The organism is Morganella sp. Je.2.23, from assembly GCF_051129855.1.
Taxonomy (GTDB): Bacteria; Pseudomonadota; Gammaproteobacteria; order Enterobacterales; family Enterobacteriaceae; genus Morganella; species Morganella sibonii.
The window spans coordinates 20,535-39,922 of sequence record NZ_JBCPSQ010000006.1 but is presented as its reverse complement, the minus strand read 5'-3'; the positions used below and the strand labels follow the sequence as shown (position 1 = coordinate 39,922).

General features: G+C 52.8%; 16 protein-coding genes and 4 tRNA genes. 4 read left to right on the top strand and 16 right to left on the bottom strand.

Going from position 1 to position 19,388, the window contains the following annotated elements; all coding sequences use genetic code 11:
- Positions 1 to 671 precede the first annotated feature (671 nt).
- From hemC to AAZR23_RS16640, 4 genes are read left to right on the top strand one after another with little or no spacing between them, the layout of a single operon-like run.
- Positions 672 to 1,613, top strand: a complete 942-nt coding sequence (gene hemC, locus AAZR23_RS16655; protein WP_166708799.1) for a hydroxymethylbilane synthase — start codon at positions 672 to 674, stop codon at positions 1,611 to 1,613.
- Positions 1,610 to 2,347 (top strand): uroporphyrinogen-III synthase, encoded by a 738-nt coding sequence (locus AAZR23_RS16650; RefSeq protein WP_434693865.1) that lies wholly within the window; start codon positions 1,610 to 1,612, stop codon positions 2,345 to 2,347. The genes hemC and AAZR23_RS16650 overlap by 4 nt, the downstream gene beginning before the upstream one ends.
- Positions 2,348 to 2,367: 20 nt before the next feature.
- Positions 2,368 to 3,720: a uroporphyrinogen-III C-methyltransferase gene (gene hemX / locus AAZR23_RS16645; protein ID WP_434693862.1), complete on the top strand. Its 1,353-nt coding sequence runs from the start codon at positions 2,368 to 2,370 to the stop codon at positions 3,718 to 3,720.
- A gap of 3 nt (positions 3,721 to 3,723) precedes the next feature.
- Positions 3,724 to 4,932 (top strand): heme biosynthesis HemY N-terminal domain-containing protein, encoded by a 1,209-nt coding sequence (locus AAZR23_RS16640; RefSeq protein ID WP_046894223.1) that lies wholly within the window; start codon positions 3,724 to 3,726, stop codon positions 4,930 to 4,932.
- A 958-nt stretch (positions 4,933 to 5,890) separates the two neighbouring features.
- On the opposite strand, the gene AAZR23_RS16635 is transcribed toward AAZR23_RS16640, so the two are convergent.
- From AAZR23_RS16635 to wecA, 16 genes are all read right to left on the bottom strand, one after another.
- Positions 5,891 to 5,967 (bottom strand) — tRNA-Pro (locus AAZR23_RS16635).
- A 22-nt stretch (positions 5,968 to 5,989) separates the two neighbouring features.
- Positions 5,990 to 6,076, bottom strand: a tRNA-Leu gene (locus tag AAZR23_RS16630).
- A gap of 36 nt (positions 6,077 to 6,112) precedes the next feature.
- Positions 6,113 to 6,188 (bottom strand) — tRNA-His (locus AAZR23_RS16625).
- Positions 6,189 to 6,254: 66 nt separating this feature from the next.
- Positions 6,255 to 6,331 (bottom strand) — tRNA-Arg (locus AAZR23_RS16620).
- 146 nt (positions 6,332 to 6,477) lie between these two features.
- The gene (gene wecG / locus AAZR23_RS16615) at positions 6,478 to 7,239 is read right to left on the bottom strand and encodes a lipopolysaccharide N-acetylmannosaminouronosyltransferase (RefSeq protein WP_046894221.1); all 762 of its coding nucleotides are present in this window, start codon (positions 7,237 to 7,239) and stop codon (positions 6,478 to 6,480) included.
- A gap of 9 nt (positions 7,240 to 7,248) precedes the next feature.
- Complete coding sequence (wzyE, locus tag AAZR23_RS16610) at positions 7,249 to 8,604, bottom strand: ECA oligosaccharide polymerase (protein ID WP_046894220.1); 1,356 nt, start codon at positions 8,602 to 8,604, stop codon at positions 7,249 to 7,251.
- Positions 8,601 to 9,689, bottom strand: coding sequence for a TDP-N-acetylfucosamine:lipid II N-acetylfucosaminyltransferase (locus AAZR23_RS16605; protein ID WP_052926756.1), 1,089 nt, complete (start codon positions 9,687 to 9,689; stop codon positions 8,601 to 8,603). The genes wzyE and AAZR23_RS16605 overlap by 4 nt, the downstream gene beginning before the upstream one ends.
- Positions 9,686 to 10,939, bottom strand: coding sequence for a lipid III flippase WzxE (gene wzxE / locus AAZR23_RS16600; RefSeq protein WP_434693855.1), 1,254 nt, complete (start codon positions 10,937 to 10,939; stop codon positions 9,686 to 9,688). The genes AAZR23_RS16605 and wzxE overlap by 4 nt, the downstream gene beginning before the upstream one ends.
- A gap of 1 nt (position 10,940) precedes the next feature.
- On the bottom strand, positions 10,941 to 12,071 hold the full coding sequence (gene rffA / locus AAZR23_RS16595; RefSeq protein WP_046894217.1) for a dTDP-4-amino-4,6-dideoxygalactose transaminase: 1,131 nt from the start codon (positions 12,069 to 12,071) through the stop codon (positions 10,941 to 10,943).
- Complete coding sequence (rffC, locus tag AAZR23_RS16590; protein WP_434693852.1) at positions 12,058 to 12,783, bottom strand: dTDP-4-amino-4,6-dideoxy-D-galactose acyltransferase; 726 nt, start codon at positions 12,781 to 12,783, stop codon at positions 12,058 to 12,060. Before rffC ends, rffA begins: the two co-directional genes overlap by 14 nt.
- Positions 12,761 to 13,642 carry a glucose-1-phosphate thymidylyltransferase RfbA gene (gene rfbA / locus AAZR23_RS16585; protein ID WP_405469508.1) on the bottom strand — a complete coding sequence of 294 codons (882 nt, stop codon included), beginning with the start codon at positions 13,640 to 13,642 and terminating at the stop codon, positions 12,761 to 12,763. Before rfbA ends, rffC begins: the two co-directional genes overlap by 23 nt.
- Before the next feature lie 9 nt (positions 13,643 to 13,651).
- Positions 13,652 to 14,731, bottom strand: a complete 1,080-nt coding sequence (rffG, locus tag AAZR23_RS16580; RefSeq protein ID WP_434693848.1) for a dTDP-glucose 4,6-dehydratase — start codon at positions 14,729 to 14,731, stop codon at positions 13,652 to 13,654.
- Positions 14,722 to 15,984, bottom strand: coding sequence for a UDP-N-acetyl-D-mannosamine dehydrogenase (wecC, locus tag AAZR23_RS16575; protein WP_054425268.1), 1,263 nt, complete (start codon positions 15,982 to 15,984; stop codon positions 14,722 to 14,724). Before wecC ends, rffG begins: the two co-directional genes overlap by 10 nt.
- Complete coding sequence (wecB, locus tag AAZR23_RS16570) at positions 15,981 to 17,111, bottom strand: non-hydrolyzing UDP-N-acetylglucosamine 2-epimerase (RefSeq protein WP_052926753.1); 1,131 nt, start codon at positions 17,109 to 17,111, stop codon at positions 15,981 to 15,983. The genes wecC and wecB overlap by 4 nt, the downstream gene beginning before the upstream one ends.
- A gap of 109 nt (positions 17,112 to 17,220) precedes the next feature.
- Complete coding sequence (gene wzzE, locus AAZR23_RS16565; RefSeq protein WP_046894212.1) at positions 17,221 to 18,276, bottom strand: ECA polysaccharide chain length modulation protein; 1,056 nt, start codon at positions 18,274 to 18,276, stop codon at positions 17,221 to 17,223.
- 28 nt (positions 18,277 to 18,304) lie between these two features.
- Positions 18,305 to 19,381, bottom strand: coding sequence for a UDP-N-acetylglucosamine--undecaprenyl-phosphate N-acetylglucosaminephosphotransferase (wecA, locus tag AAZR23_RS16560; RefSeq protein WP_107680510.1), 1,077 nt, complete (start codon positions 19,379 to 19,381; stop codon positions 18,305 to 18,307).
- Positions 19,382 to 19,388 lie beyond the last annotated feature (7 nt).

Genomic DNA, 19,388 nt, shown 5'->3' with positions numbered 1-19,388 from the left:
TCGCCTGATTTTATTTCATGTAACTGGAAACGACCTGATGCCCGGCTTTATACGTAATATGAATACAGACTGATAATGTGATGCTGAAAATGATAAGAATCGGAGCCAAAGTTAAATTGCCGGAAACGTGATCAATCTAACACCTTCGGGGCAAAGGGTAAAGCTTCGCACTAAAAAAGGCACGATTACTCAAAGTTGTTATTAGTCCGATAACTAATTGTAAATTATATATTTTCGTTGAAAATCACCAGGATACACACAAAAAATCTAAGGAAATATGCGGGAAATTATGTGCCCCCCTGTTTTCGCTCATTTTTTGAGCAAAAAAAACAATGCGGCTTACACATACAGGGCGTATTTATTTATTTTAATAATGCTATGAAATAGTTATTTAAATTAAATCGATTTGATTAATACTTTTTTATAATTACTAAATATTTTTATTATTTAAAATATGTTTTAATTATTTACCGGTAAGTACCAGCCGCCAACCCTGACGCTATTTATTCTCTGATCATCCTTTTTTGTTCTTATCTGCCGGGCAGGTCTCGTCGCGTAACTGGAAAAATAATCAGCAAAATGATAAAACAAAGGCAGTTTTTCCTATTTTTCCGGCATGTTTCATCTGAAAAAAACACCGGATAAAAAAACAAGGATCCCTGATAATTATCATGACCACTCAATCTCTGCGTATTGCCACCCGCCAAAGCCCGCTTGCTCTGTGGCAGGCTGAATTTGTTAAACATGAGCTGGAGCAGATTCATCCCGGGCTGCGCGTTGAACTCGTCCCGATGGTCACCAAAGGTGACATTATTCTCGATACCCCGCTGGCGAAAGTCGGTGGTAAAGGGCTGTTCGTCAAAGAACTGGAACTGGCATTACTGGAGAACCGGGCAGATATCGCCGTACATTCCATGAAAGATGTCCCTGTTGATTTCCCGGACGGGCTGGGATTAGTCACTATCTGTGAGCGGGAAGATCCCCGTGACGCCTTTGTTTCCAATCATTATGACAGTGTGGATGCTCTGCCGCCCGGAAGTATCGTCGGCACCTCCAGCCTGCGCCGTCAGTGTCAGCTGCGTGAACGCCGTCCGGATCTGGTGATCCGCGATTTGCGCGGCAATGTGGGTACCCGGCTGGGTAAACTGGATAACGGCGACTATGACGCGATTATCCTGGCGGTTGCCGGACTGAAACGCCTGAAGCTGGATGAACGCATCCGCTGTGCCCTGCCGCCGGAAGAATCGCTGCCCGCTGTCGGCCAGGGTGCGGTCGGGATTGAATGCCGTCTGGATGATGAACGCACCCGTTCGCTGCTCAGCGCCCTCAATCACGCACAAACCGATATCTGTGTCCGGGCTGAGCGCGCCATGAATACCCGGCTGGAAGGCGGGTGTCAGGTGCCCATCGGCAGTTATGCTATCTGGCAGGGAGATAAAATCTGGCTGCGGGCACTTGTCGGCGCACCGGACGGCAGTGAGATTGTCCGCGGTGAGCGCCTGTGTGATCCGCAGGATGCCGCCGCCGCAGGGGTTTCTCTTGCGGAGGAGCTGCTGGATAACGGCGCCCGGGCTATCCTGACGGACGTCTATCAGGGGCACATTCCTGCATGACCATCCTGGTTACCCGTCCCTTACCGGCCGGTGAAGCCCTGGTCAGCGCTCTGCGCTCACGCGGACAGAATGCCCTTTCTGCTCCGCTCATCCGCATTTCTCCGGGACATGAGCTGCCGCTGCTGGTTGCCAAAACAGCCGCACTTTCCCCCGGAGATGCCCTTTTTCTGCTGTCAAAGAATGCGGTTTATCACGCAAATGAACAGCTTATTCAACAGAATTACCTGTGGTCTGATAAGCTTTGCTATTATGGGATCGGTCAGTCAACCGCCCGTTGCTTTGAGCAACTGACCGGATTACCCGCGGCTTTTATGCCCGGCGGGGAAACCAGCGAGCATTTGCTGACCCTGCCGGATTTGCAGGATATGACCGGTCGCCGTGTACTTCTGCTGCGCGGTAACGGCGGCAGAGAGCATCTGGCACAAACACTGCGCGAACGGGGGGCGGTTGTGGATTATTGCGAATGCTACCGCCGCGAACCCGTGAAGTACGACGGCGGGAAATGCGCCCTGTTGTGGCAGCAGCAACAGGTTCAGACGCTGGTGGTAACCAGCGGGGAAATGCTGCACCTGCTGCGGCAGATGATTCCGGCCGCACACCTTGGCTGGCTGTTACAATGCCGGATTATTGTTGTCAGTGACAGACTGGCAGCTATCGCACAATCACTGGGCTGGCGCACTATTGATATCGCCGCCGGTGCAGATAATGAAGCCTTACTTCAGGCTCTTCAATGAACAGACATGGGACGCCACGAATGACGGAACACGAAAAAAAACCCGGGTCAGCTGAGACACCGGAGACACCTGAAACACAGGATACCGTAATCAGCACCGATCCGCAGGCAGAGAAAAAAGACGCCGCAGCCGGGAAAAAAGCGACCGCCAAAAATGTCACTGACAAAGCGGCTCCTGAGAAAAAACCGGCAGATACTGCGCCGAAATCCGCAGCTGAAGCTCCGCAGTCACCGAAAACAGCACCTGCGGCAGAGCAGAAACAGGCATCCGGTTTTCTGCGCGGCGCAATCGCACTCGCGGTTATCCTGCTGATCGGCGGCGGAGTCTGGTATGCCTCACAGGCAGGTACCCAGACGCTGTCGAAAAACCTGGAAGCGGAAAATGCACAGCTGAAGTCTCAGATGGCGCAATTGCAGCAGGAACAGCAGCAGACACAAAAACAGATGCAGGAATTTATCGCACAGCAATCTGCTCTCAGCACACAGCATCAGCAGCAGGAAGCAGCACTGAAACACGAAATGGATTTACTGCGCAGCCGTGTCACCGCGCTGTCCAGTGCTGATGTGAAAAGCTGGCTGCTGGCTCAGGCTGATTTTCTGGTCAAAATGGCAGAGCGCAAACTGTGGAATGACCAGGATGTGGTCACCGCCATGGTGCTGCTGAAAAATGCCGATGCCAGTCTGGCTGAAATGAATGATCCGGGCCTGCTGGATGTGCGTACCGCGCTGCGCAATGATATCACCGCACTGTCTGCCGTCAGTCAGATCGATTTTGACGGCACAATTCTGCGCCTGAACCAGCTTGCCGGTCAGGTGGATAATCTGCGTCTGGATGACGGCAGCCGTGACGGCGCGCCGATGGACAGCAGCGACAGCGAGGGGCTGACCTCCTCCGTGGCGGACTGGCGTACCAACCTGACCAAAAGCTGGAAAGGGTTTATGAGTGATTTCATCACTATCCGCCGCCGCGACAGCACGTCCGCACCGCTTCTGGCACCGAATCAGGATATTTATGTGCGTGAAAATATCCGCGCCCAGCTGCTGATCGCCGCACAGGCGGTACCGCGTCACCAGGAAGAGAGCTACAAACAGTCACTGGATGCCGTTTCCACCTGGGTCCGTGCATATTTCTCTGATAACGATCCGACTAACACTGCTTTCCTGGCCGAAGTGGATGCCCTGGCAGCACAACCGATCTCAATGAGTGCCCCGGACAGCCTGACCAGCCAGCCGCTGCTGGATAAACTGGTACAGACCCGTATCCGCCGTCTGCTCAATGATGAAACACCGCCGCCGGCACCGGCAGAAACACCGCAGGAAACCCCTGCGGCTGCACCTGCACAGCCGGAAGCAGCACCACAGCAGGAGGGATAACAGATGTTTAAAGTCTTTATTCTGTTCCTTATCCTGATCGCCGGAATTATTATCGGCCCGCTGGTGGCCGGGCATCAGGGCTATGTTCTGATCCAGACCGATGATTTTGATATTGAAACCAGTGTTACCGGCCTGGTGATCTGCTTTCTCGGACTACAGGCCGTTCTGATGCTGCTGGGCTGGGGCTGGCGCCGCCTGAAAAGCGGCAGCTCCCGTACGCTCGGCTGGTTTGGCGGTCATAAACGTAACCGTGCCCGTGCGCTGACCAACGACGCTCTGCTCAAACTGGCGGAAGGGGATTTCCGTCAGGTGGAAAAATTACTGAGCCGCAGTGCAGATAATGCAGAACAACCGCTGGTTAACTATCTGCTGGCCGCGGAAGCCGCACAGCAGCGGGGAGATAATCTCCGTGCTAATCAGTACCTGGAGCGGGCTTCTGAGCTGGCCGGGCGTCATCAGTTACCGGTTGATATCACCCGCGCCCGTATTCTGCTGAGCCGCAATGAAATTGCGGGTGCGAGAACTGCGATCGACAATCTGCTTGAAATTGCCCCGCGCCATCCGGAAGTATTGCGTCTGGCAGAACAGGTGTATGCACGTTCCGGTGCCTGGAAATCCCTGATCGCCATTCTGCCGCAGATGAAAAAATCCGGTGAGTTTACCGATGAGCAGACAGAACAAACGGAAACCCGCGCCTGGCTCGGAGTAATGCAGCAGGTTGCGGATCAGGACGGCAGCGATGCACTGCGTCACTGGTGGAAGAATCTCAGCCGCCATCTGCGCCACAACCCGGATATGGCCGTGGCTGCCGCGCAGCACTTTATCGCCGGGAACGATATGGCGGATGCGGAAGCGGTGGTGCTCGACGGACTGAAACGTCAGAAAGATCAGCGTCTGCTGATGCTGCTGCCGCAGATCCGGACAGACAACCCGAAAGCTATCCGCAAAGTGCTGAACCAGATGCAGAAAGAAAATGCTGAGCAGCCGCTGCTCAACAGCACCCTCGGCCAGCTGGCCATGCAGGAAACTCGCTGGGAAGATGCGGAAAAATACTTTAAATCAGCCCTGAGCGTCCGTCAGGATGCACATGATGCCGCCTGGCTGGCTGATGTGCTGGATAAGCAGAAAAAGTATGAGGAATCAGCCATGATCCGCCGTAACGCCCTGCTGAATACACTGACACTGCCGGATGAAAAAACAACCGGTGAATAAACACAGACAGTTTATTTCTATGATACAGAGCCAATCCTGCCGGATTGGCTGAGATTGCTGACAAAGCAGGATAAAACGTGGTTTTTCCTGCTTTGTGTTATCAGCCGAAAATCAATAAACTGATTTTCCTGGTTTATTTTTACAACCTCTGTCGGTCGTCGCCAACCCCTGCGGGTTTGTCAACGGCCTGAGCCAATCCTGCCGGATTGGCTTTTTTTATACCGGAACATTATGAAAGAGATTGACGGAACAGATAATTGATGGCAAGAATGAGACATAAAAAAACACCTATCGCACAGCGATAGGTGTATAAAATACAATCAGGTCTACAGACGGATGGTGCCTCACTCAACGTTACGTCCTGTTGCTGATGTAAAGATTTCGGGATCTTTTACATCGATAACCCGGACAATAGGCACCGAATTTAGCTCTGCATCATCTCCGGGTTTATGAAGCTTACGCAAACATAAGAAATGAGATGAGCATCTACACCTGATGTAATGCACAACACGTGCCAACTTTTACGCCTTCTCGATTTCCCACGGTTCCCGTGGGTTTATTTTTTCTTCCCTGCTTCCCTGTTGTTAATCATTGATGCAATTCTGTCCGCAGTGTCTCTGTTTTGCGACGTTTTCTGACATCAATATTTAAATCATTACATATCAATGAATTATATGTCTCATTTTGACGACAAGCACTATAGCTATTGTCGCCTAATCTATACAAACAATATAACCATATGATTTACATGTAAATTATCAGATACCACCGGAACCGGTTGTTTTACGGCAGCGTATGTAATGTTGTCTTCCTGAACACCACAATAGCATCAGCACAGAAGAGATAAAAATCAGCTGCGGAACAGTAACAGAGAAAAACGGCAGGAAAAAACAGGACAGGAAAAACGGAAACCGCAGAAACGAAAAAGCCCCGCTGTAAGCGTGGCTTTCTCTGAATATGGTCGGCGAGATAGGATTCGAACCTACGACCCACTGGTCCCAAACCAGTTGCGCTACCAAGCTGCGCTACTCGCCGAAAGGCTGACTTTTCATGATGATGGTGCGAAGGGGGGGACTTGAACCCCCACGTCCGTAAGAACACTAACACCTGAAGCTAGCGCGTCTACCAATTCCGCCACCCTCGCAGGTTCATCACTACAGTCATGTTACATGTTATTAAATGGGGTGGCTAATGGGACTCGAACCCACGACGACTGGAATCACAATCCAGGGCTCTACCAACTGAGCTATAGCCACCATAACATCGCAACATTTTACTACTTACAACAACGAAATACTATACCGTAACTCTTACACGCATAATGGCGCGCCCGACAGGATTCGAACCTGAGACCTCTGCCTCCGGAGGGCAGCGCTCTATCCAGCTGAGCTACGGGCGCTTTGCGCCGTTGCGGGAGAGGATAGTACGGATTTCTCATGCGTCTGTCCAGTGCTTTTTTTCACAAATGTATTGTTTGCTCAGTCTTTACCCGCTTTGCTGATAAAGAGAGCATTTTCCCGCAAAAAGCCGCCCGGACAGGGGCAATTATAATTTATTACCGTAGTAATAACCCAGAAATTTCAGCAGTTTTAGCTGACGGCGGAAACGGGTCGGTTGTGATAACAGGCGGTAAAGCCACTCCAGCCCCATATTCTGCCACACCTTCGGCGCACGCTTCACATGACCGGTAAAGACGTCGTAAGTACCGCCCACGCCCATATACAGGGCATCCGGATGGATCTTACGGCAGTCACGCATAAAGATCTCCTGTTTCGGTGAGCCCATTGCCACCGTCACGATTTTCGCGCCGCTGTCACGGATACGCTCAAACAGGGCATCACGCTGTTCTGCGGTAAAATAGCCGTCCTGTGTGCCTGCCAGATTCACATTCCATTGCGATTTCAGTTTTGCTTCAGTTTCCGCCAGCACTTCCGGCTTGCCGCCGACAAGAAAGACCGGGGTATTTTCCTGCCCGGCACGTTCCATCAGCCCTTCCCACAAATCAGCTCCGGCAATCCGCGTCACATCCGCCTGCGGGTACTTGCGGCGGATAGCACGGACAATACTGATCCCGTCCGCATACAGGTATTCCGCATTGCTCAGCAGTGTGTGCAGTGCCTCATCCTGTTCGGCGGTCATGACTTTCTCGGCATTGATCGCCACCAGCGTACCGGTTCTGACCTGCCCGTCCTTACACAGATAATCCAGAAAATGCGCCTGATTCCGGAAGCCCTGAATCGGGTGGTTACGGATAGAATACTGCGGGATATTTTCCGCGCTGCCGGCATCAGAAGATAACGGTTCCATGCTAATTCCTTACGATGAAAGACGGGTGCGTTTGCCCTTTGAAATCACATAATGGCGGATAAGTCCGGCCGTTTCGAACAGCCAGTACAGTAATTTCGCCGCCACCAGACAAAAGCCGAAGATAAGACAGAAAAACACCACGCGGGAAACGAATGAATCCATTCCCTCGCGGGCCAGTACAATCATGTTAAATATCGCGCCGAAACAAAATGCATGCAGAATGGCCGCTTTATAACGGTTTGTCTCCCGTTTGCCCAGTTCATACAGCCAGTCGAACCATTTGATAATCAGCCCGACCACCACCGCACCGAGCGGGATAAACCAGAAGCCGCCCATCACCACCAGCGAGCCGATCAGCGTCGGTGAAATCGCCAGCCCGGAATGGTTGTTCAGCACTTCCCAGGTAAAATAGTTCGCCGCATTGAGCACGGTATCCGGCCGGTCCGGCCACAGCCAGGACGGAATAAAGACATAAAAATCACGGATGATCGGCGCCAGTCCCTGAAACTCAATTTTGTCGTAGTTATTCAGCAGCAGGCCGAGGTTTTCCCACGGCGAGAAGGTATCGCGGGTCAGATAGAGGAACGTATAAAACGCCTCTGCCCCGCTGACATCCAGACTGTAGCGTTTGAGCGCCAGCCAGAACATTCCCACCACGCCGAAGACTCCGGCGCTGACCAACATCCACAGCGAAATCCAGCCGCGCACAATCCCGATAAACAGGAACAGCGCAAACGCAATAATGATATTCGCGCGGGTACCGCCGACAATCACGTAGGTCATAATCCCGAACGCCACCGTGGCGATCAGGAAGAAAATCCAGCGCTGAAATGTCGGTTTGAGGAAAAATACCACCAGCATCGCGGGGATAAAGAAGTAGAAAAAGCGCTTTAAGGCCACACCGGTGACCTGACTCGAGAAAATCTGACTGTAGGTTTTCAGTTTAAACAGCAGCAGCCCGTTTTCCATAAAGAAAATCCCCGCCGTCCCGATAGCAATCGCCGCCAGCAGCAGCCAGGTGAGCCGGGTTTCGGTTTTGTTCATGGAAAACAGCGGTGCGCCACTGTAAACCGTATCGGGTTTGCGCAGCCGGGTTTTATATGCCACATAATAAATCGCATAGAAACTGACTGACGCCAGCAGCGCCTGTAACAGCGCGGACGGCGGCACCACCTGCACATCAAACTGGAAAACCAGGGCAAAGGTAAACGGAAAGCCGAAAAAGAACGTCAGCAGATACAGCATCGAGAAAAAGATATTAAAACTGAAGCGGACCCGGCGGAATTCGCGGTAGGTCAGCAGCAGAATGAAGGCCAGCGAGATAAACCAGACGGCAAACAGCCCGATAAAATCAAACTGACTCATGCCTGTTTCTCCTGCGCGGTCGCCAGTGCCTGCTCCCAGCCCTGCACAAAGTTAGGACTGAAGAAGGCGATTTTTTCACGGTCAAGCGCAAACAGCTGTTCCCGTGCCTGCGCCACGACGTCCGGTGTCACATCATCACCGTAAAACAGTACCGGCACCTGCTGCTCGGTCATATCCTGCCAGAACGGGTTCTGACGGCTTATCACAAACGGAATACCGAACTGGATCAGCAGACAGAGTGTGCCGATCCCCTGCTGGCGGTTAAAGATAAAATAGCCGAGATCGCATTGTTTCAGCAGGTTCAGATAGATATCAAAATCCATTTTGTCTTTCAGGATCTCCGCCTGCTGATGGGGGAACAACTGCTGCGCGAAAGCATCGACTTCGGCAATATAGTCCCCGTTGTTTTCCGGATAGCCCATCGGGATGATAATTTTCACCTTCTCCCCGAACTGCTCACGGATGCGTGTCAGCGCCTCTTTGTGGCGGTTTGAGCGATCACCCGAGTTACCCAGCAGGATCATCATATTATCGTCACCACGAGGCTCAGGCGGCGTTAAAACCGTCAGTGACGGGTCCATCCGTGTCGGGAAATAGAGCAGCTCAGCCGGTATCTTCGGGCAGAACTGGGCAAAATAGTTTAAATCCCCGCGCGTGCCGAACACATGGCCGACCCGCTTTTGTGCCAGACGGCGCAGATGATAAAACAGTCTGAATTTCAGCTGACGGGAATCCTCATACAGATCCGCGCCCCAGATATGCCAGTAAAACTGATGACGTTTAATTTTGCCTGATAATAACGCCAGCCATATCAGGGCATTAAACTGACCATGGAAGAAAAAGCGGCACTGCCGGTCACTTTTTGCTTTGGCAGTGACGGCATTCGCCAGGCTTTTTTTATCCGGCCAGACATCCAGTTCCAGGTTGGGATATTGCGCCAGAAGCTGCCCGGCGGTGGAAACAACCATAAACTCCGGCATTTCCTCACGCGGCAGTTGCGGTGCCAGCACATCATTGAAGAAGCGCAGCACGGTCTGGTTATGATGCGGGATATCAGATCCTAAAACGTGAATTAAAGTTGTCATGCTCGCCTGCAATAGATCAGAAATACGCTACAACACAAAAGGAAGTAGATAATATATGTCAGCATATACGCCTGCGCCGCACCGACGGCACCGTGTGCCGGAATCAGCCAGTACGCGGACAGCGTCAGTAACGCAAACTGTGTCACTTCCGTGAGGATATAAAACCGCAGCGCGGCTTTGGCAATCACCAGATACCCGAAGACGTAAGCACCCACTTTCAGGACATCACCAACCAGCTGCCAGGCAAACAGGTCGCGCATCCCGGTAAATTGATCAGTGAACAACAGCCAGATAGCAAAATCGCGCAGCAGCCAGACCATAAAACTGGCCGCAGCCACCGCCGGTAACACAAATTTCAGCGATTTAATAATCTCACGGCGGATATCACTTTTTTCCTGTAACCGCGATAATGTCGGCAGCAGATACACAGAGAACGACGCGGTAATAAACTGGAGATACGCATCCGAAATACTGGTCACACCGCCCCATATCCCCACTTCCTCCCAGCTGTAGCGGGAGGCCAGCAGGTTCCGCATCATGATGTACGCCACCGGCAGAGTAACTGCGGTCATCAGCGCCATCAGTGTGAATTTCCCCAGATGGGATGCGATTGCCCGGTCCCAGGCCGGTTTCAGCTCAGAAAGCGGGAAGTGGCGGCGGCGCAGCAGCATGGCGAAAGCCGGAATAATAATCAGCGCCGGTACCAGTGCAAGCCCAGCCAGTGCACCGTCATAGCCCCACCAGTGCTGGCAGAGGTAATACGCCGTGACGCCGATCAGACTGCCTGCGATCAGTGCCAGCGCATTCCCGGATGCATCACGATAGCCTTTGATAATCGCCAGAAAATAGTTGGCATAAGCAATCCCCATCTGGATAAAGGCTACCGCGGCAACCACATCCTGATAGGCGTCATTACCATCAAACAGCGCCATACTGATCGGTCTGCTGAACAGCAGGAACACAATCGCCAGCAGTGTCGAGAACACCAGAATCAGGGTTGAGGACGTGCCTAATACCGCGCGGCGTTTTTCCGCGTCATCACGGTGCTCGGCAATATATTTGGTTACGCCGTTAAAAATACCGGCACCGGACAATACCCCCAGCACCGTAATCAGCTGGCGGAAGTTCAGCGCCTGACCGATACCGGTCGGGCCGAATGTCAGCGCCATTAATTTAATGACCAGCAGCCCCGCCCCGATTTTGATCAGGGTGGAGCCGGCGGTCCAGACAGAAGCTTTGGCTAAGGACATACTACGCGAAGAAGCCCTTAATCAGATGGATCACGCGCTGCTGCTCGTCTTCTGTCATGTTGTAGAACATCGGCAGACGTACCAGGCGCTCGCTTTCACGGGTGGTAAAGATATCCTCACCGTCAAAACGGCCGAATTCCATACCGGCCGGGCAGCTGTGCAGCGGCACATAATGGAATACGGTCAGCACGTCGTTTGCTTTCATGTACTCGCTGAATGCGGTGCGCTCAGCCACATCTTTCAGTTTGATGTAGAACATGTGCGCATTCTGTTCCAGATTTTCCGGCACCACCGGCAGGGTCAGCAGGCCATCCTGCGCCAGCGGGGTCAGTGCATCATAGTAAATCTGCCAGAATGCCAGACGGCGCTCGTTGATTTTCTCCGCTTCTTCCAGCTGGGCCCACAGATACGCGGCCTGCAAATCAGACATCAGGTAGCTGGAACCGATATCACGCCAGGTGTATTTATCGACCTGTCCGCGGAAAAACTCGCTGCGGTTGGTGCCTTTCTCGCGGACAATTTCCGCACGGCCAATCATCGCCGGATCGTTAATCAGCGTGGCACCGCCCTCACCGCCGGAGGAGTAGTTTTTGGTTTCGTGGAAGCTGTAGCAGCCGATATGGCCGATAGAGCCCAGCGCGCGGCCTTTGTATGTTGACATCACGCCCTGCGCGGCGTCTTCCACCACATAGAGGTTATATTTCTTCGCCAGCGCCATGATGGTGTCCATTTCACAGGCCACGCCTGCATAATGCACCGGCACAATCGCTTTGGTTTTATCTGTGATAGCCGCTTCGATTTTGGTTTCATCGATGTTCATGGTGTCCGGACGGATATCAACAAACACCACTTTCGCACCACGCAGCACAAAGGCGTTAGAGGTGGAAACGAAGGTATAGCTCGGCATGATAACTTCATCACCCGGCTGAATATCCAGCAGAATTGCAGCCATTTCCAGCGAGGCGGTACAGGACGGGGTCAGCAGGACTTTGGCGCTGCCGAACCGTTTTTCCATCCACTCTTCGCATTTTTTGGTGAACGAACCGTCACCGCACAGCTTGCCGCTTTGCATGGCCTGCTGCATATATTCAACTTCAGTGCCGACTACAGGTGGTTTATTAAATGGAATCATTGCATCCTCGGTATAACCAGTAGGCAGTGCTGTCAACCGCACCACCGCTTTTTGTATAAAGGCGCATTGCCGCAAGATTACTGAGCTGTGTTGCCACCCGTAATACCCGGCAGTGATGTTCTGCACACCACTGTTGCGCCGCCGACATTAATTTCAGGCCGATACCCTGACCCTGATTGCCCGGCAGTACCGCCAGCAGCCCGATGCGGGCGCTGTGTTCATCTGTCTGACGGAGAGTGACAAACCCGGCAATCTCATTATTTTTATTGCGGATCAGCAGACAGTCTTTATCAAATGTCCCGCGTACCGCTTTTTCCGCCCACACCGCATAAAACCGGACACTGTCATCCGGCTGATACCACGGCGCACGGAAACGGCTCTGACTGAAAACCTGTGCCGCTGCCTGTTTTATGACCGGGATATCCGTTTCATCCGCATAACAAAGTGTGCAGTCAGACATTGCATTTTCTGTGCCACTCTTGAGTGACAATGCAAAATCCACTTCACTTTCCGCAAGGGAAAAGCCGAGTGCCGATAAACCGTCCAGTGCCGCGTTATCCCCGGCACTGATTTTGGCCTGCACCAGGTCATACGGCGCAAAATCAGCCGCAGACAAGGATGCTGCGTCCGGGGAAAATGCCAGTTTTGCCGTTTTCAGGGCAAAAAAGTCACTTTCCCAGACGAGATGCTCAATACTGGCGCGGACGGACATGGAGTAAGTTCTTCAGATACTGACCATAACCGGTCTTCGCCAGCTGACGGGCGGATTCCGCCACCTGTTCGTCATTCAGCCAGCCGTTGCGCCAGGCAATCTCTTCCAGACAGGCAATTTTAAAGCCCTGACGTTTTTCAACGGTCTGCACAAAGGTGCTGGCTTCAATCAGGCTGTCGTGCGTGCCGGTGTCCAGCCAGGCAAAACCACGGCCGAGCAGCTCAACATTCAGTTCACCGCGCTCCAGATATATCTGGTTGATGCTGGTGATTTCCAGTTCACCGCGCTCAGACGGTTTCACCTGCTTCGCGATATCAACGACCTGATTATCATAGAAATAGAGCCCGGTAACCGCCCAGTTGGATTTCGGATGAACCGGTTTTTCCTCAATCGACAGCGCGCGGAATTCATCATCAAATTCCACCACACCGAAACGTTCCGGGTCCATCACCTGGTAACCGAATACCGTTGCGCCGTGCGTACGGGCCGCCACGCTTTTCAGTTTCGGGCTGAACGCGTGACCGAAGAAAATATTATCCCCCAGCACCAGACTGCAACTGTCGTCACCGATAAATTCCTCACCGATGATAAAGGCCTGTGCCAGGCCATCCGGTGACGGCTGTTCGGCATAACTCAGGGAAATACCGAACTGATCACCGTTACCCAGCAGGCGGCGGAATGACGGTAAATCTTCCGGCGTGGAGATGATCAGAACCTCGCGGATACCGGCCAGCATCAGCACGGACAGCGGATAGTAGATCATCGGTTTGTCGTAAATCGGCAGCAGCTGTTTTGACACCCCGCGGGTAATCGGGTGCAACCGTGTTCCGGAGCCGCCCGCCAGAATAATTCCTTTCATACCAGCCTCTTACTTATCCTGTCCCAGTCCCAGACGCGGTCCGGCATACGAGCCGTCCTGCACCCGGCGCCACCAGGTTTCATTATTCAGATACCATTCCACCGTTTTGCGGATGCCGGATTCAAACGTTTCCTGCGGACGCCAGCCAAGATCATGCGCAATCTTGTCAGCATCAATCGCATAACGCAGATCATGCCCCGGACGGTCTGTCACATAGGTGATAAGGTCACGGTATTGCGCGACACCGGCCGGTTTCTGCGGATGCAGCTCTTCCAGCAAATCACAGATAGTTTCCACCACCTGAATATTTTTGCGTTCGTTATGACCGCCGATATTGTAGGTTTCACCGATAGCTGCCTGTGTCACCACGGTATACAGGGCGCGGGCATGGTCATCCACAAACAGCCAGTCACGGATCTGCTCACCTTTGCCGTAGACCGGCAGCGGTTTGCCGGAAATCGCATTGAGGATAACCAGCGGAATCAGTTTTTCCGGAAAATGGTACGGCCCGTAGTTATTCGAGCAGTTAGTGATGACGGACGGGAAGCCGTAAGTCCGCTGCCAGGCGCGTACCAGATGGTCACTGGAGGCTTTCGACGCAGAGTACGGGCTGCTCGGCGCATACGGTGTGGTTTCGGTGAAAAAGCCGTCAGGCCCTTCCAGGTCACCGTACACTTCATCGGTGGAAATATGGTGGAAACGGAATGCGGATTTTTTCTCCGCATCCAGAGCAGTCCAGTAATGGCGTGCCGCTTCCAGCAGTGTGTAAGTACCCACAATGTTGGTTTCGATAAACGCAGCAGGGCCGTCGATAGAGCGATCCACATGACTTTCCGCCGCCAGATGCATCACCGCATCAGGCTGATACTGTGCAAACACACGGTCAAGCGCCGCGCGGTCACAAATATCCACCTGTTCAAAGGCATAGCGGGAATCGTCTGCCACCGGTGCCAGTGATTCGAGGTTACCGGCATAGGTCAGTTTATCAACCACCACCACGCTGTCTGCGGTGTCACGGATAATATGACGCACAACCGCAGAGCCGATAAAACCGGCTCCGCCTGTCACTAAAATACGTTTCAACGCCATACTCCTTTGGTATCGATGATCCATTTCTGCGGGATCTGGCTGCCCGGAATACCTTTGAACGGGGTATGATCCACCAGCAGCAGAATGATATCCGCATCAGTAATTGCTTTTTCGATAGAGACCAGCTCTGCCAGACCTTTCAGTTTGTTCGGCAGCTCATGCACGTTCGGCTCAACGGCCAGGGTTTTCCCTGCATGCCACTCAGCGACCATTTTGGTGACCTGAACCGCCGGGCTTTCACGCAGATCGTCGATGTTTGGTTTGAATGCCAGACCAAAGCAGGCGATGGTGACTTCGTTAGCACGTTTGCCGGTTTCAGTCAGGCAATCAGCAACCGCTTGTTTTACCTGATCAATTACCCACAGTGGTTTGCCGTCGTTAACCAGACGCGCAGTGTGGATCAGACGGGCCTGTTTCGGGTTTTGTGCCACGATAAACCACGGGTCAACCGCGATACAGTGGCCGCCGACACCCGGACCCGGCTGTAAAATATTCACACGCGGATGGCGGTTTGCCAGGCTGATAAGTTCCCAGACATTGATGCCCTGATCAGCACAAATCAGTGATAATTCATTCGCAAACGCAATGTTTACATCGCGGAAGCTGTTTTCGGTCAGTTTGCACATCTCAGCGGTACGTGCGTTAGTGATGACACACTCACCTTCCAGGAAGATGTAATAGAGTTCACTGGCGCGTTTTGAAGATTTTGGGGTCATCCCGCCGACCACACGGTCGTTTTTAATCAGTTCAACCATCACCTGACCCGGCAGTACACGCTCAGGGCAATAGGCGATATCGATATCCGATTCTTCACCCGCCTGCTGCGGGAATGTCAGATCAGGACGCGCAGCCGCCAGCCACTCAGCCATCTGCTCAGTCGCACCGACCGGAGAGGTGGATTCCAGAATAATCAGGTCGCCTTTTTTCAGTACCGGGGCGATAGATTCCGCCGCAGACTGCACGAAAGCCAGATCCGGCTCGTGATCACCTTTAAACGGTGTCGGTACCGCAATCAGGAATGCATCCGCAGGCTGTGGTTTGGTGAACGCTTTCAGGAAACCGCCTTCCACCGCTGTTTTCACAACCGCGCCCAGGTCCGGCTCCACAATATGAATTTCACCACGGTTAATGGTATCAACCGCATGCTGGTTAACGTCCACACCAACCACATTCTTCTGACGGGAAGCGAAAGCTGCCGCTGTTGGTAAACCGATATAACCCAGACCGACAACAGAAATAGTTTCAAAACTCATAATGTCACCTGATTGTTTTTCAATGCTTCAAGAATACGCTGGCACGCTTTTCCGTCCCCGTAAGGGTTATGTGAACGGCTCATCTCATGATAAGCCGCCGGATCGGTCAGCAATCGCGTTACTTCACGAACGATAGTGCCGGTTTCGGTGCCGACCAGACGAACAGTCCCGGCGTCAATCGCCTCCGGACGTTCGGTGGTATCGCGCATCACCAGAACCGGTTTACCTAATGACGGTGCTTCTTCCTGAATTCCGCCGGAATCAGTCAGGATCATATAAGCATGGTTCATAAGATAGACAAAAGGAAGGTAATCCTGCGGACTGATCAGCACAATATTGCTGATATCATGCAGAATCCGTTTTACCGGCTCACTGACATTCGGATTGAGGTGAACCGGGTAGACAATCTGTACTTCCGGATGCGTCGTGGCAATCTCCGCCAGGGCATGGCAAATCCGCTCAAACCCGCCGCCGAAACTCTCACGGCGGTGGCCGGTAACCAGAATCATTTTTTTGCTGCTATCGATAAACGGATATTGTGCATCCAGCTGTGCCAGCAGGGCTTTATCCTGCATGATACGGTCACGGACCGCGAGCAGCGCATCAATCACCGTATTGCCGGTGACGAAAATATGATTGTCGCTGATCCCTTCACGCAGCAGGTTTTCGCGCGAGTTTTGTGTCGGCGCGAAATGGTACATCGCCAGATGTCCGGCAATTTTGCGGTTGGCCTCTTCCGGCCACGGCGAGTACAAATTTCCGGTACGCAGACCGGCTTCCACATGGCCGACCGGGATACGCTGGTAGAACGCCGCCAGGCTGGTTGCCATGGTGGTTGCGGTATCGCCGTGAACCAGAACGACATCCGGTTTAAAATCGGCCAGAACCGGCTTTAAACCTTCAAGAATACGACAGGTAATATCTGTTAAATCCTGTCCCGGGCGCATAATATTGAGATCATAATCCGGTGTGATCTCAAAAAGGTGTAATACCTGATCCAGCATTTCACGATGCTGCGCGGTCACACAGACTTTTGCCTCAAAAGCCTGATCCGCTGCCAGCGCATGTACCAGCGGAGCCATTTTGATGGCTTCCGGACGGGTACCAAATACAGTCAATACTTTCACTGAGATTCTCTTTTATTTTATATGATATCCGGCTTTCCGGCCGGTGGCGGTTACCCGCCTTAAAACAGGCCGGGAACAGCGCCCCGGCCGGTTATTCTGCCGCTGCCGTTTACGGACGGCGGCGAACCAGCGCCACACCGGCACCGGTCAGTGCACCGATAAAGCCCCACATAATCATCATGAAGGCGCGGCGCGGGCTGTCGCGTTTTACCGGCTCATCCGGTGTCCGCAGATAGCGGTAGGCACGGAAGTTATCTTCCAGCGCCGGACCGACATTCAGCGTCGACAGCATGGCAATGTTCTGCTCGTAGTCTTTGTCAAACTCCGGTCCGGCCGCTTCCAGTGTCTCCAGACGCGCCTGTAACATCGGCGTTCCTAACAGGAACAGCTGGGATGACGGCAGTTCTTCCGCCGGTACATCTGTCCGGCTGCGGCTGATCCCCTGTTTCTGTGCCGCTGCGATAGCATTTTTCAGCTGTCCGGTTTCACGCTGATACAGTGATTCCGCCACCATATTCTGACGTTTGACCAGCGCTTTCAGTGACTGCGTCCGGGTTGCCCATGCGCCTTTCAGCTCATCATTCAGATTCTGAGCCGCACGCGCATTAGCAAAATCCACATACTGATTCAGCAGTTTCGCAGAATCGGCCGCGGATTCTGCCGTCAGCGTCAGTGTGTCATTCACCAGTTTCTTCGTGTCATCACGCGGGGTCAGCGTGATGTTATTAATCATTTCGTCCAGCAGTGCCGCATCCGCTTTGGCATCATTTTCCATACGGGACTTGTAGTAATCCGTCTGTAACCAGAAATCCCGGCGGGTATCGTAGGAGGCCGCCTGGGTAATAAACTCCTGGTAAGCCTCATTCGGGATCGGCAGCAGCGCGGAAGATTCCTGTGCGGCATTCAGATGCGTGTCCAGATTGCGCATAAATTGCTGCTGCGAATAATATCCGCCTAAATTATTAACTGTCGGATAGTCGGTAATCGCCGTGGAGTTCCACTTCTGCTGCATAAAATAACTGGCACCCAGTGCAACCAGCGCAAACACAACCGCCATTCCGGCTATCCATAATTTTCCGCGCCATAACGACATAAATAACGCGCGGATATCTAATTCCTGGTCATACTGCGTTTGTTGCGGGTCCGGAGTATTTTCTGAACGCATATCAACATGTGCCTCTGTGGTTAAAAATTTAGTGAGTGACCGACTTACGACGCACGCGGCGTCTGTGGCGTTTGATAAAACGGGCCACTTTCCAGGCGCGTTTTATGCAGTAGCCGTACATAATAAAAGCAAGCAGGAACAGAACCAGCATCACCCATTCAGGGACAAAACTGAGGACCTGTCCGGTAATACCGATAGCTGCCAATACAGCTGCAGCAAGGGTTATCACCACAAAGGATTCACGGGACGTAAACCCGGAACGCATAATCAGGTGATGAATATGCTGGCGATCCGGTGAGAACGGGCTCATTCCTTTGCGCAGACGGCGGTACATAATGGCCACCATGTCCATCAGCGGAATAGCGATAATCCACAGTGCCGTCACCGCATTGATCGCATGCGGCTCCCCGCCCTGTGATGCCGATGTCAGCAGCCAGATAATGGTGAATCCGATCAATGTACTGCCCGCATCCCCCATAAATACTTTAAAGCGGCGGCCGAACAGCCCCAGGTTAAAGCAGATATACGGCAGAATGGCGGCGATAAACGTAAAGCACCAGAATGCCAGACCACTGTTGCCGCTCAGGGCAAACAGAATACCCAGCGCGCCGAAAGAGACGCAGGAAAGCCCGCCGAGCAGCCCGTCGATACCATCCACCATATTGAACGCATTCACCGCGCCCCATACCGCAAACAGGGTCAGTACATAGCTGAACGGCCCGAGTGTCAGTTCCCACGGCCCGAATGCATAACCCAGGCTGTCGAGTTTCAGGTTGGCGAATACCATCATAATGATGGCGACCACCGCCTGAACACCGGCACGCAGTTTCACACTGAGATCAAACCGGTCATCAAGCGCGCCGACCAGCACCAGTGCACCGGCACACCCGAGATAAATAAATTTATGCGCAATAAACTCATCACTGATGAGAAAAGCAAAACAGACGCTGATAAAAATAGAAATTCCGCCGACTAACGGAACCAGCCCCTGATGCTTTTTGCGGAAATTGGGTTTATCCACCAAACCGACAGCGACGCCGGCCTTACGGGCAACAAAGACCGTAGCGGTGGCGAACACAAATATGATTAGGAGTTCAGTTAACATAGTGAGA

Excerpts from the sequence above, each read along its gene's own strand:
- hemC (WP_166708799.1), top strand. The coding sequence starts at position 672 with ATGACCACTCAATCTCTGCGTATTGCCACCCGCCAAAGCCCGCTTGCT.
- AAZR23_RS16650 (WP_434693865.1), top strand. The coding sequence starts at position 1,610 with ATGACCATCCTGGTTACCCGTCCCTTACCGGCCGGTGAAGCCCTGGTC.
- hemX (WP_434693862.1), top strand. The coding sequence starts at position 2,368 with ATGACGGAACACGAAAAAAAACCCGGGTCAGCTGAGACACCGGAGACA.
- AAZR23_RS16640 (WP_046894223.1), top strand. The coding sequence starts at position 3,724 with ATGTTTAAAGTCTTTATTCTGTTCCTTATCCTGATCGCCGGAATTATT.
- wecG (WP_046894221.1), bottom strand. The coding sequence starts at position 7,239 with ATGGAACCGTTATCTTCTGATGCCGGCAGCGCGGAAAATATCCCGCAG.
- wzyE (WP_046894220.1), bottom strand. The coding sequence starts at position 8,604 with ATGAGTCAGTTTGATTTTATCGGGCTGTTTGCCGTCTGGTTTATCTCG.
- AAZR23_RS16605 (WP_052926756.1), bottom strand. The coding sequence starts at position 9,689 with ATGACAACTTTAATTCACGTTTTAGGATCTGATATCCCGCATCATAAC.
- wzxE (WP_434693855.1), bottom strand. The coding sequence starts at position 10,939 with ATGTCCTTAGCCAAAGCTTCTGTCTGGACCGCCGGCTCCACCCTGATC.
- rffA (WP_046894217.1), bottom strand. The coding sequence starts at position 12,071 with ATGATTCCATTTAATAAACCACCTGTAGTCGGCACTGAAGTTGAATAT.
- rffC (WP_434693852.1), bottom strand. The coding sequence starts at position 12,783 with ATGTCCGTCCGCGCCAGTATTGAGCATCTCGTCTGGGAAAGTGACTTT.
- rfbA (WP_405469508.1), bottom strand. The coding sequence starts at position 13,642 with ATGAAAGGAATTATTCTGGCGGGCGGCTCCGGAACACGGTTGCACCCG.
- rffG (WP_434693848.1), bottom strand. The coding sequence starts at position 14,731 with ATGGCGTTGAAACGTATTTTAGTGACAGGCGGAGCCGGTTTTATCGGC.
- wecC (WP_054425268.1), bottom strand. The coding sequence starts at position 15,984 with ATGAGTTTTGAAACTATTTCTGTTGTCGGTCTGGGTTATATCGGTTTA.
- wzzE (WP_046894212.1), bottom strand. The coding sequence starts at position 18,276 with ATGCGTTCAGAAAATACTCCGGACCCGCAACAAACGCAGTATGACCAG.
- wecA (WP_107680510.1), bottom strand. The coding sequence starts at position 19,381 with ATGTTAACTGAACTCCTAATCATATTTGTGTTCGCCACCGCTACGGTC.